We start from the raw sequence: 12,702 nt of genomic DNA on the forward strand, positions 1-12,702 counted from the left end.
AGAGTGGGCGGGCCGGATCCAACAGCCTTGAGCCCTCACGGACACCGGCCAATGGGCGTTTCTGTCGGCTGAACTCGCATGCAGGACTCCGCGACCCGCGACACGGCCAAGCCACCCCCGGTGCGGCCCGTTTGAACCAGCCGGCAGATCCCGCGACACGGGCCGGTCACGACGCCGCGCTATTCGACTGGGCTCGCACGCGAATGCAAGGGTTGAGGGCAAAGAAGAGCGGGCCCACCGGTGGTGGGCCCGCGAGGGTGGATGGAGGAATAGCTCAGCGGCTGGAGGGCCTGCTGGAGTTCGTCGAGTTGTTCGGCGTTGAGGGCGTGGCCGGAGTCGAGGGCTCGGCGTCTGCGGTGGCGGCGGACGAGTCCGTGTCCAGAGAGTCGGCCGGGGTCGGGTCGGCGGGGGTGGTCGGGTCGGTGGCGGCCTGGTCCTGAGGGGAGAGGAGGCGGAGGGCTTCCTGGACCGCCGCGTTGGTGGCGGCGATGCGGTCGGCGACCTTGGCGCGCAGGTCGAGCGCCAGGGTGCGGGACTCGGTGGCCTCGGCTTGCTTCTGGAGGGCGTCGGCGAGAGCGGAGTCCGTTTGGGACTTCTTGGTGGCGATCTCTTCGGACGCGAGGCGGTCGGCTTCGGCGCGGCCGGCGGCGGAGGCGGCTTCCGCGGCGGCGTCGGCTTCGGCGCGGGCGGTGGCGGAGGCCTCGTCGGCTTCGGTGCGGGCGCGGGCGGCGGCTTCGTCGGCCTCGGTGCGGGCGCGGTCGGCGGCCTGGGTGCGGGACTCGATGTCGGCGTTGGCCGCGGCGGTGCGGGTGGCGATGTCCTCGTTGCACGCAGTGGTGCGGGACTCGATGTCCTCGTCCGCGGCGCGGGTGCGGGATTCGATGTCCGCGTTGGCGGCGGCCGTGCGGGAGGCGATGTCCTCGTCGGCGGCGGTGGTGCGCGAAGCGATGTCTTCGTCGGCGGCGCGGGTGCGGAGCTCGATGTCCTCGTTCGCGGCGGTCGTGCGGCGCTCGATGTCTTCGTCGGCCGCGGCCGTGCGGGTCGCGATGTCTTCGTCGGCCGCAGCCGTGCGGGTGGCGATGTCCTCGTTGCACGCGGCGGTGCGGGTCGCGATGTCTTCGTCGGCCGCGCGGGTGCGGGATTCGATGTCCGCGTTGGCGGCGGCCGTGCGGGAGGCCATGTCCTCGTCGGCGGCGAGGGTGCGGGATTCGATGTCGGCGTGGGCGGCGGCGGTGCGCGCGGCGATGTCGTCCTCGGCGGCCTGCAGGCGGGACGCGATGTCGGCCTGGGCTTCGGCGAGAAGCCGGTCGCGTTCGGCTTCGGCTTCCTTCGCGAGGCGTTCCATCGTGCGCTGGGTTTCGTGCGCGTACTTGTCGGCCTCGGTGCGAGTGGAGGCGGCGTCGGCTTCGGCCGCGGCGCGCAGGTCGGCGATCTCCTCCTCGGCGAGCTGCATCATCATGCGCACGCGCTCAGCCATCGCGCCCGCGCCCGACGGGCTCGAGCTCAGCCGCACCAGCGCGGACTTCGCCTCGGAGAGCTCGTTCTGAGTGGTGGTGAGAGCCTTCGACAGCTCACCGGACGTCGCGATGGCCTCGTCGCGGCTGCGGGACGTCTCCCGCAGCTCGCGCGTGAGCGCGGTGAGGCGCTCATCGACCTGGCGCTGGTTGTAACCCCTGACGGCGACCGCGAACGCGGCGCTCTTCGGGGTGGCTTCGGACTTCTCGGGCGCGACCATCGGGCCACCTTAGTGAGGGACGGTGCGTCCGGACGTACCGCCAAACGGCTGCATTACGAAATGCGGAACCTGCCGTCACGCATGGCTTCCTGTCCGGCCGACGACAGTCCGGCTAACACCACGGTAACGGCAGAAGACCCGAATGGACAGTGCGCGAATCCTCGACGACCGCATCGCACGCCGGCGCGGACCCGACCACCCCGTTCACCGCCTACGACACCAAACGCCGAGAGGTCTTTCCCGACTCGATCCGGGGAAAGTGCCCGAAACACCCCGCCCGACGTTGGTCAAGACCTCGCGCAGGAGAACCGCAGGTCCTGCTCCTGCCGCGGCCCGCTACCGTGCGGTGGACGCGACACGGGGAGGGATCGCGGTGCAGCGCTGGCAGGTCTACGCGACGATGCCCCCGCGCTGATCGGCTACGCCACCAAGCGCGTGGCGATCGAAATGATGTTCGGGCCCGTCGAGTTCGTCGGCGTCAAACCGTTCCTCGGCTGGCGAGGGGGTGCTTCCCGCCAACGCCGAACGCATGGCGACGACGGCCACGGAAATGCTCACCACGAACCTCGTCGACCCGAAAGAAATCTTCGCCCGCCTCGACCCCGCGCAGGCGGCCGAGGAGATCGAGCAGCCGCTGCTCAAAGTCGCCGAAGACGTGACGCGCGAGGTGGTGGAGACCTACCAGCCGCGGCTGTGGGAGGTGCTGCCCGCCACCGCGTAGCAGTTGTTGCTCAAGCGCGTGCAGGCCGAAGCGCCGCGAGCCATCACTAAGATCATGCGCGAGATCTCCAGCACCATCGAGGACGTGCTCGACCTCAAGCACCTCGTCGTGACGAACCTCGTGCGCGACAAAGCTCTCCTCAACCGCCTGATCCGCGACATCTCCCGTCCAGAAATGCAGTTCATCGCCCGGTCGGGAATCGTCTTCGGCTTCGTTCCCGGCTGCGCGCAGCTGCTCGTGTGGACGCTCGCGAAATCGCCAATCGTGCTGCCGCTGTTCGGCCTCGGCATCGGCTGGGTCACCGGCTGGCTCGCGTTGAAGATGATCTTCCTGCCGCGTGAGCCGAAACGGTTCTTTCGCCTCTACACGTGGCAGGGCGTGTTCCAGAAGCGCCGCGACCAGGTGGCCGCCGACTACGGCGACCTGATCGCCCGCGAGATCATCACCGTCCCCAACCTCCTGGAAGCCGTGTTGCGCGGCCCTAAGTCCGATCGCCTGTTCACGGTGATCACCCGCGAGGTGCAGCGGACGATCGATTCACAGGCGAGTGTCGTGAAGCCGTTCGTCGCGATCGCCGTCGGCACGAAACGGTTCCAGGAAATGAAGCAGGCCGCCGCCGCGAAATCCGCGGAACGCGTGCCCGAGACGATCCGCCACGCCGAGGACTACGCCGTGAACGCGCTCGACGTGCGCATCACGATCGTCGACCGGATGCGCCGGCTCACGCCGCTCGAATTCGAGCAGCTGCTGCGCCCGGCGTTCCGGCAGGACGAAGGGAAGCTGATCGCCGTCGGCGCGGTCATCGGCGGACTCGTCGGCGAGCTCCAGGCGCTGGTCCACCTGCACTGAAACTGCGATACCGTTCTGCCCTGAGCGGGAGGGAGGCCGGTTTGGACGTTGTCCTCGACGACCTCGCGCGGCACTGGCCCGTCTACGCCACGATGCCGTTCATCGCCGCGCTCATCGGCTACGTCACCAAGCGCGTCGCGATCGAGATGATGTTCCGCCCGCTCGAGTTCGTCGGCATCAAACCGTTCCTCGGCTGGCAGGGCGTGGTGCCCAAGCACGGCGGCCGTATGGCGGCCATCGCCACCGAACTGCTCACGACGAACCTGCTCGACATCAAGGAGATCTTCGACAAGATCGACCCGGTCATCGTCACGCGCGAGCTCGAGCAGCCGCTGCTGCGCGCCGTCGACGGCATCGCCCGCGACGTGCTGGAGGAGCACCACCCGAGGCTGTGGGAGGTCCTGCCGACGCTCGCGCAGGAGCTGCTCATCAAGCAGGTCCAGGCCAACGCGCCGCGGCTCGTGCGCGAGTTCCTCGAGGACGTGCGCGACAACCTCGACGAGGTGCTCGACGTGCGGCACATGACCGTCGAAGCCCTCACGCGCGACAAGGCCCTGCTCGTGAAGCTGATCCGCGAGACGTCGCGTCCGGAGATGACGTTCATCGCGCGCGCCGGCATCTTCTTCGGGTTCGGCCTCGGGGTCGTGCAGGCGATCGTGTGGGCGTTCACGCGCCAGCCGCTCGTGCTGCCGATCTTCGGCGGCTGCATCGGCCTGTTCACCGACTGGCTCGCGATCAAGATGATCTTCCTGCCCCGCGAACCCGTCCGCGTCGGCCGGGTGATCCTGCAGGGCAAGTTCCAGCGCCGGCGCGCCGAGGTCGCCCGGCAGTACGGCGAGCTGATCGCCACCGAGGTCCTGACCACGGCGAACCTGCTCGAGGCGGTGCTGCGCGGCCCGAAGTCCGACCGGCTCGTGGCGATGGTCGAACGAGCGGTTGGCCACGCCGTCGACCAGCAGGCCAGCCTGGCGAAACCCGTGCTCACGATGGCCGTCGGCGGCCGGCGGCTGCAGGAGATGAAGCACGAAGCGGCGAAACGGGCGCTCGCGGAGCTGCCGCAGACGGTCCGCTACGCCGAGGGCTACCTCACGCAGGCCATGGACGTCGCCAAGGTCATCGAACAGCGCATGCTCGCGCTCACGCCCGTGGAGTTCGAGGGCCTGCTGCGCCCGGCGTTCCGGCAGGACGAGTGGAAGCTCATCGCCGTCGGCGGCGTGATCGGGTTCGTGGTCGGCGAGCTGCAGGTCCTGCTGATGCTCGGCTGAGTTTCGGCGGTTGCCCGCACCCCGTTCACCCGAAGTGGCTACCGTGAGCAAGTGGCGTCCGAACCTCACCAGCTGCCAGCCGTCCACGAGGCGTACCTGCCGCGCGAGCACGCGCTGCACCGCCCGCGCCACGGCAAGCGTCAGCTCACGGCGCTGATCTGCGCGTTGCTGTTCTTCACGACGCCGACGCTGCTGTGGGTGTTCGGGGTGCGGCCGACGGAGATCGAGAACCACAAACTCGCGGGTTTCCCGAGCATCGGCGACGGGTTCGGGTTCTTCACCGGCCTGCCGCAATGGGCGATCGACCAGCTGTCGTTCCGGGCGAGCGCCATCAACGCGGCCGACGGCGTCAGCCGCTCGGTCTTCGGTGAGGAAGCTCCGCTGGACCAGGGCCCGTCGTCGGACGCCGGCCCGATCCCGGCGCCGCCGCTGCAGCAGCCCGGCGCGCCGAACGCACCGACGACGCCCAGCTCGCCGGGCAGCAGCCAGGCCGGCTACCGCAAGGTCGTGCAGGGTCTCGACGGCTGGCTCTACTACGGCTACGACGCCGAGGCGAAGTGCACGCCGACCCAGGACCTCGACACGACGTTGAAGCGGGTCGACGAACTGCGCGCCGCCGTGGAGGCGTCCGGCCGGAAGTTCGTGTTCGTCGTGACCCCGGACAAGACGACGATGGTGCCGCAGTTCCTGCCCGACAGCTACCCGGGCAAGGAGTGCTCGCAGGCGGCCGCGCCGAACGACTGGTACAAGATGACCACCGTCGGTCACTCACTGGATCTGCGGCCGGCCCTCGCCGCGTCCGCCGCGCGCGTCGGGCACCCGATCTACGCGCCGAACGACACGCACTGGCGCGACGAGGGCGGGATCGTGCTCACGCGCACGCTCGCCGAGACGATCCAGCCCGGTGTCACCACCAGCTGGATGTCCACTCCGGACGGTCAGTACGACGCCATCGCCGACCTGCCGCTGCTGCTCGGCAAATCGGGCGTCAAGTCGAACACGCAGTACAGCCTGCGCCCCGACGGCGTCACCGACCGCGCGTCGGGCTTCATCGCCAACATCGACCAGCCCGTGCACCGCACCTCGGCCCCGCTGCCGGGCACGATCAGCAAGCCGACGCTCATCTACGGCGACTCGTTCAGCCTCGCGTCCTCGCGCTACCTCACCGCGGCGTTCACGAACCTGACCTACCTGGCGTACTCGACCGACAAGACGACCCAGGCGCAGGCGGCGAACCAGTTCGTGGACTCGCAGGTGGTGGTGTTGCAGGCCGTGGAGCGCAACGTCGCGGGCGGCCTGGTGCCGTTCACGGACGAGGGCTTCATCTCGGCGGTGAAGACGGCGCTGGCCGCCCACCCGATCCGCTGACTCAGTGACACCGGGGCGGGTCATCCACCCGAGTTGACCCGTTGGCTGACCGAACTTGAGGGGCCGAAGCGGCAGTGCGGGCCGTGCCGGCCGCCATCGTGACCGCAACCCCGAAGAGCCGAGGTGGCGACGTCGAGTCAGTCCGCGCGCCGTGGGTTGCGCGTCGCGGTAAGGATCCGGATTCAGGCCGCCAACCAAATGCACCCGGCGCGGGAGCGGCTCAGACGGCCACCGGCCGGCGCTCGGGCACGGTGAGCCTGACGCCGCTGCGACGGTCGCGGGCCCAGGAGATCACGCGGCACACCAGGTAGATCAGGAACGAGATCGCGGTGACGAACGCGCTCACCGGTTTGCCCGGCGCCAGGGACAGGACGATGCCGCCCAGTGCCGACACCTCGGCGAAGACCACGGACAGCACCGTGGCGCGCAGCGGGCTGGCCGTGACGCGGGCGGCGGCGGCCGCGGGCGTCACCATCAGCGCGACGACCAGCAGCGAGCCCACGATCTGCACGCTCAGCGCCGTCGCGACGCCGACGAGCAGGGCGAACACCACGGTCAGCGATTTGACCGGCACGCCGCGCGCGACGGCGACGTTGCGGTCCACGCTGGCGAACAGCAGGGGCCGGTAGACGCACGCCAGCACGGCCAGCACGGCGACCGCCGAGATGACCAGCGCGGTGAGGTTGGTCGAGTCCACCGTGATGATCTGGCCGGTGAGGATGCCGAACTTGTTCGCCGACCGTCCCTTGTAGAAGGACAGCAGCAGCACACCCATGCCCAGCCCGAAGGACAGGATCACGCCGATCACGGAATCGCGGTCGGCGTCGCGGGTGCCGAGGATGCCGAGCAGCAACGCGGCGGCCACGGCGCCGAGCAGCGCACCGTACTCGACGCCGATGCCCAGCAGCAGGGCGCCGGCCGCGCCGGTGAACGCGAGTTCCGACGTGCCGTGCACGGCGAACGACATGCGGCGCATCACGATCAGCGGACCGAGGATCCCGGCCACCAGCCCCAGCACGGCGGCGGCGATGAGGGCCGTCTGCACGCTGGGCAGCGCGACGATCAGCTCCCACGTCTTGCCGAAGTCGAACATGCCGTCCAAGGCTCAGCCCACTGCTTCCTGCTCGTGGTGGTGCGGTTCGTCTTCGCACAGCGCGCTCTGCGCACCCGCGATGTGGATCTGCCCGCCGACGCGCAGGACCTCGATCCGCGTCCCGTACAGCTCGGACAGCGTTTCGGAGTTCATGACCTCGTCCGGCTTGCCGATGCGGAACGAGCCGTTGACCAGGTACAGCACGCGGTCGACGAACTGCAGCACGGGGTTGATCTCGTGCGTCACGAACAGCACGGCCGTGTTCTCCGTGCGCCGGCGCCGGTTGATCAGCTCGCTGACCGCGCGCTGGTGCGCGAGGTCGAGCGACAGGAGCGGCTCGTCGCACAGCAGCACCGACGGGTCACCGACCAGCGACTGCGCCACGCGCAGCCGTTGCTGCTCGCCGCCGGAGAGCCGCCCGATCGGCTGCTTCGCGTACGCCGTGCCGCCGACGGCTTCGATGGCCTCTGCGACCCGGCGCCGCCGCGCGCGCCCGCCGAACAGGCCGGGTCCCCACCGGTGCCCGTCGAGGCCGAGGCCGACGAGGTCGATACCGCGCAGCGTGAGGCCGTCGTCGATCGCGCGCTGCTGCGGGATGTAGCCGACCTTGCGGTTCGCGCCGCCCGGGCGGCCGCCGGCGATTTCGACGCTGCCGGCCGACAGGCCCTGCATGCCGAGCAGTGCCTTCAGCAAGCTGCTCTTGCCGGACCCGTTGGGGCCGAGGATCGCGAGGAACTCCCCCGGTTCGACGTCGAGGTCGAGCCCTGACCAGAGGGTGCGGGTGCCGAACGCCAGGCCCGCCCCGCGCACGTGAACAGCGGGGCGAACCGTCGAGAGCGAGGCGGACATCAGCTGTTCAGAGCCCCGGACAGCGAGTCCACTTCCTTGGTCATCCAGTCAATGTAGCCCTTGACGTCGGCGGGCAGGGTCTCGGCCACGTCCACCACCGGCACGTTGGCGGACTTCGCCGTGGCGACCACCTGCTGGGTCAGCGGGGTGACCGTCTGGACGTTGTTGATCAGGGCTTTCACCTGCTTCGACTTGATCAGCTGGGTGAAGTCGGCGACGGCCGTCGCGGGCACGTCGGTCTCGTTCTCCACCGCGTCGGAGAAGGCTTTCGGCGTTGCGTCGGTGATCTTCGCGCTCTCGAGCAGGTAGTGGGCGACGGGTTCGGTCACCACGACCTTCGTGCCCGGGTGCGCCGCACCGAGGGCGGCCGCCTTCTTCACCAACGCGTCGACCTGGCCCTTGAACGCCTTGGCGTTGTCGTCGAACGTCTGCTTCGACGCCGGCTGGATCTGGCCGAGGGCGTTCGCGACCTGGTCGGCGACCTTCTCCACACCCGGCAGGTCGTACCAGACGTGCTCGTTCTCGTCGCCGGTCGCGGCGATGTCGTAGGCGACGAGCTTCTTCGCGTCGCTCGCCTGGTCGGCGAGCTTGCCGAAGAAGTCGTCGTAGCCCCCGCCGTTGGCCAGCGTGAGCTGCGCGTTCTTGGCCGCGAGCGCGTCGTCGGCCGTCGACTCGTACGAGTGCGGGTCGGCCGTGGGGTCGTTGATGATCGACTTGACCTGCACCTTGTCCCCGCCGACGGCTGAGACGACGCTGCCCCACACGTCCGTGGCGGCCACGACCTTGATCTGGTCCCCGGAACCGGACCCGGCGGTGCCGGAACCACCCGAGTCGGTGCTGGAGCAGGCGCTGAGCGCGAGCACGGCCAAAGCCGACGCGGCAGCGAGGACGCTCTTGGTGCGGCGGGAAGTCATCGAGAACTCTCCTGGGTGGTACCGATCAGCTAATGGAAATCGTTGTCAGATTCACTTTACCCCATCCGAATGACAACCCCCGCTCCACCGGGTGGCAGACGCCCTCGCGGTCACTCAGCGGATCGAGACGCTCACCACAGGGGTGTCGCTTCTGGAAAACGATCTGAACCGTTACGGTTTGCGGATGGGCCGTCCTATTCGCACCCGGAGGCAGGCGACACTGGCGTCGCTGGCGGCGGAGCTCGGGGTGTCGAGGACCACCGTGTCCAACGCCTACAACCGTCCTGACCAGCTGTCCCCGGAATTGCGCCGGCGCATCCTCGAAACCGCCCGGCGCCTCGGTTACCCCGGCCCCGACCCCGTCGCCCGCTCGCTGCGCACGCGCAAGGCCGGTGCCGTCGGGCTGCTGCTCACCGAGAACCTGTCGTACGCGTTCCGTGACCCGGCTGCCGTCGGTGTGCTGGAAGGCCTCGCCCTCGCTTGCGAGGACGCCGGGGTCGGCCTGCACCTGGTGCCCGCGAGCCCGGGCCGCGAAGACGTCGCCGCCGTGCACCGCGCGGGTGTCGACGGGTTCGTCGTCTACTCCGTGCCCGACGACGACCCGCACCTGGCCGCCGTGCTGGAGCGGCCGGTCCCGACGGTGATCATCGACCAGCCCCGGATCGACGGCGTCGACCGCGTCGGCCCGGACGACGCGGCGGCCGTGACCCGGCTCGCCGAGCACCTCGTCTCGCTCGGCCACCGGCAGGTCGGCGTGCTGTGCATGCGGCTCGCGCGCGAGCGCAATGACGACTTCGTCACGGCCCAGCGCCAGAGCAGCGCCCACTTCCACGTGCAGCGCATCCGCCTCGAAGCCCTGGCCACGGCGTTCTCCGCGGCCGGCGTCGACTGGGCCACCGTGCCCGTGGTCGAGCGCTTCGACCACACCGTCGACGACGGCGCTTCGGCAGCGCGCCAGCTGCTCGACGCGTATCCGCAGGTCACAGCCGTGATCTGCACGTCCGACATCCTCGCGCTCGGCGCGCTGGCCGAGGCCGAACGCCGCGGGCTGCGGGTGCCGCTGGACCTCACCGTCACCGGCTTCGACGGCATCGCCGAGGCCGAGCGCATCGGCCTCACCACCGTGCACCAACCCGTGCTCGAGAAGGGCAAGGTGGCCGGCCGGCTGCTGCTCGGCTCGGCCGAACGCGTGGGCCCGAAGGTCATCACGCTGCCGACCGAGCTGCGGGTGGGCCGCACGTCGGCGCCGCCGCGCACCGTCGAAGAGCCCTGGTTCGGGGGCTGAGCAAGGGGCTGAGCACACCCGAGTTGCTCCGTGCAGTCGGAGTTATCACGTTGTGGGGGACGCTTCGGGCGGGTTCCATGGGAGGGACCGCCCGTGTAGTCGGGGCAGCGTGGCCGAAGGGTGACCATGACCTCCATCGACGTCCTCCTCAAGCGCAACCGGGAGATCGGCGACATCGTCCCCGGCGACCGTTCGTCGCCGAAGCCGTCGCTCCAGGTGGCCGTCCTGACCTGCATGGACGCCCGCGTGCGGGTGTTCGAGATCTTCGGGCTGATCCAGGGTGAGGCCCACGTGCTGCGCAACGGCGGCGGCGTGGTCACCGACGACATGATCCGCTCGCTGGCGCTGAGCCAGCGCAAGCTGGGCACGCGCGAGGTCATGATCGTGCAGCACACCGAGTGCGGCCTGTCGATGGTGACCGAAGACGACTTCAAGGACGAGCTCGAACAGGCCACCGGGCTACGCCCGACCTGGTCGGTCGAGGCGTTCCGCAAGGTCGAGGACAGCGTGCGGGTCTCGGTGGAGCGGGTGCGCCGCAGCGACTTCCTCCCCCACCGCGACAACGTGCGCGGGTTCGTCTACGACGTGAAAACCGGGAGCCTGACCGAGGTCGCCTGAACCGCGTCGGTTTCAATGGTCCGCGTGGCTGTGGACGCGGACGTACTGATCGGCTGGTTCGGCACGCACGGGCGGGACCTGCCGTGGCGGGAACCGGATTGCTCCGCGTGGGGCGTGCTGGTCAGCGAAATCATGCTGCAGCAGACGCCGGTCGCGCGCGTGCAGCCGATCTGGCTCGAGTGGATGACGCGCTGGCCGGTGCCCTCGGCGCTGGCCGCGGAGACGACGGGCGAGGTCGTGCGCGCGTGGGGCAAGCTCGGTTACCCGCGCCGCGCGCTGCGGCTGCACGCGGCGGCGACGGTGATCGCCGCGGAGCACGGTGACGTCGTGCCGTCCGATGTGGACACGCTGCTCGCGTTGCCGGGCATCGGTGCGTACACGGCCCGCGCGGTCGCGGCCTTCGCGTACGACAAGCGAGCGCCGGTGGTCGACACCAACGTCCGGCGGGTGGTCGCGCGGGCCGTGCACGGCGCGGGTGACGCGGGCCCGGCGTCGAACACGCGCGACATGGCCGACGTCGAGGCGCTGCTGCCGGCCGAAGACGCGCCGGCCGCGAAGATGTCGGCCGCGCTGATGGAACTCGGCGCGCTGATCTGCACCGCGCGGGCGCCGCGCTGCGCCGACTGCCCGGTGTTCGACACCTGCACGTGGCAGCACAACGGCCGGCCCGAGTACGCGGGCCCGGCCAAGCCCGTGCAGAAGTTCGCGGGCACCGACCGGCAGGTGCGCGGGTTGCTGCTCGACGTGCTGCGCGGCAGCGAGGGCCCGGTGGAGAAGGCGCGCCTCGACCTGGTCTGGCACGAGGCCGGGCAGCGCGACCGGTGCCTCGATTCGCTGCTGGTCGACGGGCTGCTGGAGCAGACCGACAGCGGTCTGTTCGCCCTGCCCGGCGAACACTGAGGCGAACACTGACCGGGTACGACGAAAGTCGGCAAAAAGTTGTCTTGACCTTCCCGGCGGGTTAGCTTTCCCCCGAACGCTGTTTCCGGCGCTGTTTTCCGGCGGAGGAGATTCGTCATGGGGGAAGCCACTCGTCGCGCCGTCCTCAAGGGAGGGCTCACGGTCACCGCGGCCGGCGCGCTGGGGGTCGTCGCGGCGCGTTCGGCGTCGGCGGCGGTGCCGCAGATCCACCCGACGTCCGAGTGGAACGCCCGCCCGGCGTCGGGCGCGATCGTGGTGGAGAACCACAAGCCGACGTACCTCGTCGTCCACCACACCGTGGACCCGGGCAACAACACCGACTACTCGCTGGCCCACGCGCTGCAGATCTCGCGCGACATCCAGAACCTCCACATGGACACGCGCGGCTGGATCGACTCGGGCCAGCAGTTCACGAACAGCCGAGGCGGCCACGTGACCGAAGGCCGGCACCGCAGCCTGGAGATCCTGCGCGGCGGCACGCAGCACGTGCAGGGCGCGAACGTCGGCAACCACAACAGCGAGTGCCTCGGCATCGAGAACGAGGGCCTCTACAGCACGGTCGACGTGCCCGTGGCGTTGTGGAACTCGCTGGTGTCGCTGGTCGCCTACATCGCCGATCAGTACGGCATCGCGCCGAGCTTCATCAAGGGCCACCGCGATTTCAACTCCACGGAGTGCTGCGGCCAGGTGCTCTACGACCGGCTCCCCGAACTGCGCACGGCCGTCTCGCAGGTGCTCGGCGTCGCGGCGCCGCGAGCCGGCGTACCGGAGTGGCCGTTGCTCAAACCGGGCCAGACCGGGCCGAAGGTGGCGACCGCGCAAAGCTTCCTGCGCGCCGCCGGCTACGACGTCCCGGCCGACGGTGTGTTCGGACGGTCCACGGCGGACGCGGTGACCCGGCTGGCCGCCGCCCACGGGCTGTCGCGCGAGTCCTGCACGGCGGCCCGCGCGGCCGACGAGTCCGGGTTCCTCGGCTCGGACGTGTGGCCGCTGATCGTGCCACCGGGCAAGTCCGCGGCGGCGTGGCGCACGGAACTCGCCCACTGACCCGGCGGGTCACGTGAGCCGGCGAGGGCGGTGCACG

At 70.1% G+C, this 12,702-nt stretch carries 10 protein-coding genes and 1 pseudogene; 7 read left to right on the top strand and 4 right to left on the bottom strand.

Annotation, left to right across the window (positions count from 1 at the left end; translation table 11 throughout):
* Window positions 1-274: 274 nt before the first annotated feature.
* Window positions 275-1,735, bottom strand: a complete 1,461-nt coding sequence (locus ACIA77_RS40600; protein ID WP_395891464.1) for a hypothetical protein — start codon at window positions 1,733-1,735, stop codon at window positions 275-277.
* A 400-nt stretch (window positions 1,736-2,135) separates the two neighbouring features.
* On the opposite strand from ACIA77_RS40600, the pseudogene ACIA77_RS40605 reads away from it, so the two are divergent.
* The 3 genes and pseudogenes from ACIA77_RS40605 (at window position 2,136) to ACIA77_RS40615 (ending at window position 5,938) form a co-directional block, all read left to right on the top strand.
* Window positions 2,136-3,305, top strand: a pseudogene (locus ACIA77_RS40605) (DUF445 domain-containing protein).
* 41 nt (window positions 3,306-3,346) lie between these two features.
* Window positions 3,347-4,570 carry a DUF445 domain-containing protein gene (locus tag ACIA77_RS40610; protein WP_395891465.1) on the top strand — a complete coding sequence of 408 codons (1,224 nt, stop codon included), beginning with the start codon at window positions 3,347-3,349 and terminating at the stop codon, window positions 4,568-4,570.
* Between the two features lie 51 nt (window positions 4,571-4,621).
* A complete protein-coding gene (locus ACIA77_RS40615) occupies window positions 4,622-5,938 on the top strand; it encodes a hypothetical protein (RefSeq protein ID WP_395891466.1) in 1,317 nt (438 codons plus the stop codon).
* A gap of 220 nt (window positions 5,939-6,158) precedes the next feature.
* Here ACIA77_RS40615 and ACIA77_RS40620 read toward each other — a convergent pair whose 3' ends face one another.
* From ACIA77_RS40620 to ACIA77_RS40630, 3 genes are read right to left on the bottom strand one after another with little or no spacing between them, the layout of a single operon-like run.
* On the bottom strand, window positions 6,159-7,040 hold the full coding sequence (locus tag ACIA77_RS40620) for a metal ABC transporter permease (RefSeq protein WP_395891467.1): 882 nt from the start codon (window positions 7,038-7,040) through the stop codon (window positions 6,159-6,161).
* Window positions 7,041-7,043: 3 nt separating this feature from the next.
* Complete coding sequence (locus ACIA77_RS40625) at window positions 7,044-7,880, bottom strand: metal ABC transporter ATP-binding protein (RefSeq protein ID WP_395891468.1); 837 nt, start codon at window positions 7,878-7,880, stop codon at window positions 7,044-7,046.
* On the bottom strand, window positions 7,880-8,794 hold the full coding sequence (locus ACIA77_RS40630) for a metal ABC transporter solute-binding protein, Zn/Mn family (protein WP_395891469.1): 915 nt from the start codon (window positions 8,792-8,794) through the stop codon (window positions 7,880-7,882). The genes ACIA77_RS40625 and ACIA77_RS40630 overlap by 1 nt, the downstream gene beginning before the upstream one ends.
* Window positions 8,795-8,978: 184 nt before the next feature.
* Between ACIA77_RS40630 and ACIA77_RS40635 the strand changes: the two genes are divergently transcribed.
* The 4 genes from ACIA77_RS40635 (at window position 8,979) to ACIA77_RS40650 (ending at window position 12,665) form a co-directional block, all read left to right on the top strand.
* Window positions 8,979-10,079, top strand: a complete 1,101-nt coding sequence (locus tag ACIA77_RS40635) for a LacI family DNA-binding transcriptional regulator (RefSeq protein ID WP_204092924.1) — start codon at window positions 8,979-8,981, stop codon at window positions 10,077-10,079.
* A 126-nt stretch (window positions 10,080-10,205) separates the two neighbouring features.
* Entirely contained in the window at window positions 10,206-10,697 is a 492-nt protein-coding gene (locus ACIA77_RS40640) for a beta-class carbonic anhydrase (protein ID WP_395891470.1), read from the top strand.
* Window positions 10,698-10,721: 24 nt separating this feature from the next.
* On the top strand, window positions 10,722-11,597 hold the full coding sequence (locus tag ACIA77_RS40645; RefSeq protein ID WP_395891471.1) for an A/G-specific adenine glycosylase: 876 nt from the start codon (window positions 10,722-10,724) through the stop codon (window positions 11,595-11,597).
* Between the two features lie 117 nt (window positions 11,598-11,714).
* Window positions 11,715-12,665 carry an N-acetylmuramoyl-L-alanine amidase gene (locus ACIA77_RS40650; protein ID WP_395891472.1) on the top strand — a complete coding sequence of 317 codons (951 nt, stop codon included), beginning with the start codon at window positions 11,715-11,717 and terminating at the stop codon, window positions 12,663-12,665.
* Window positions 12,666-12,702: the final 37 nt, after the last annotated feature.

The sequence above is a fragment of the Amycolatopsis sp. NPDC051903 genome, assembly GCF_044452505.1.
In the GTDB taxonomy this organism is placed as follows: domain Bacteria; phylum Actinomycetota; class Actinomycetes; order Mycobacteriales; family Pseudonocardiaceae; genus Amycolatopsis.

Excerpts from the sequence above, each read along its gene's own strand:
- ACIA77_RS40600 (WP_395891464.1), bottom strand. The coding sequence starts at position 1,735 with ATGGTCGCGCCCGAGAAGTCCGAAGCCACCCCGAAGAGCGCCGCGTTC.
- ACIA77_RS40625 (WP_395891468.1), bottom strand. The coding sequence starts at position 7,880 with ATGTCCGCCTCGCTCTCGACGGTTCGCCCCGCTGTTCACGTGCGCGGG.
- ACIA77_RS40630 (WP_395891469.1), bottom strand. The coding sequence starts at position 8,794 with ATGACTTCCCGCCGCACCAAGAGCGTCCTCGCTGCCGCGTCGGCTTTG.
- ACIA77_RS40635 (WP_204092924.1), top strand. The coding sequence starts at position 8,979 with ATGGGCCGTCCTATTCGCACCCGGAGGCAGGCGACACTGGCGTCGCTG.
- ACIA77_RS40640 (WP_395891470.1), top strand. The coding sequence starts at position 10,206 with ATGACCTCCATCGACGTCCTCCTCAAGCGCAACCGGGAGATCGGCGAC.
- ACIA77_RS40650 (WP_395891472.1), top strand. The coding sequence starts at position 11,715 with ATGGGGGAAGCCACTCGTCGCGCCGTCCTCAAGGGAGGGCTCACGGTC.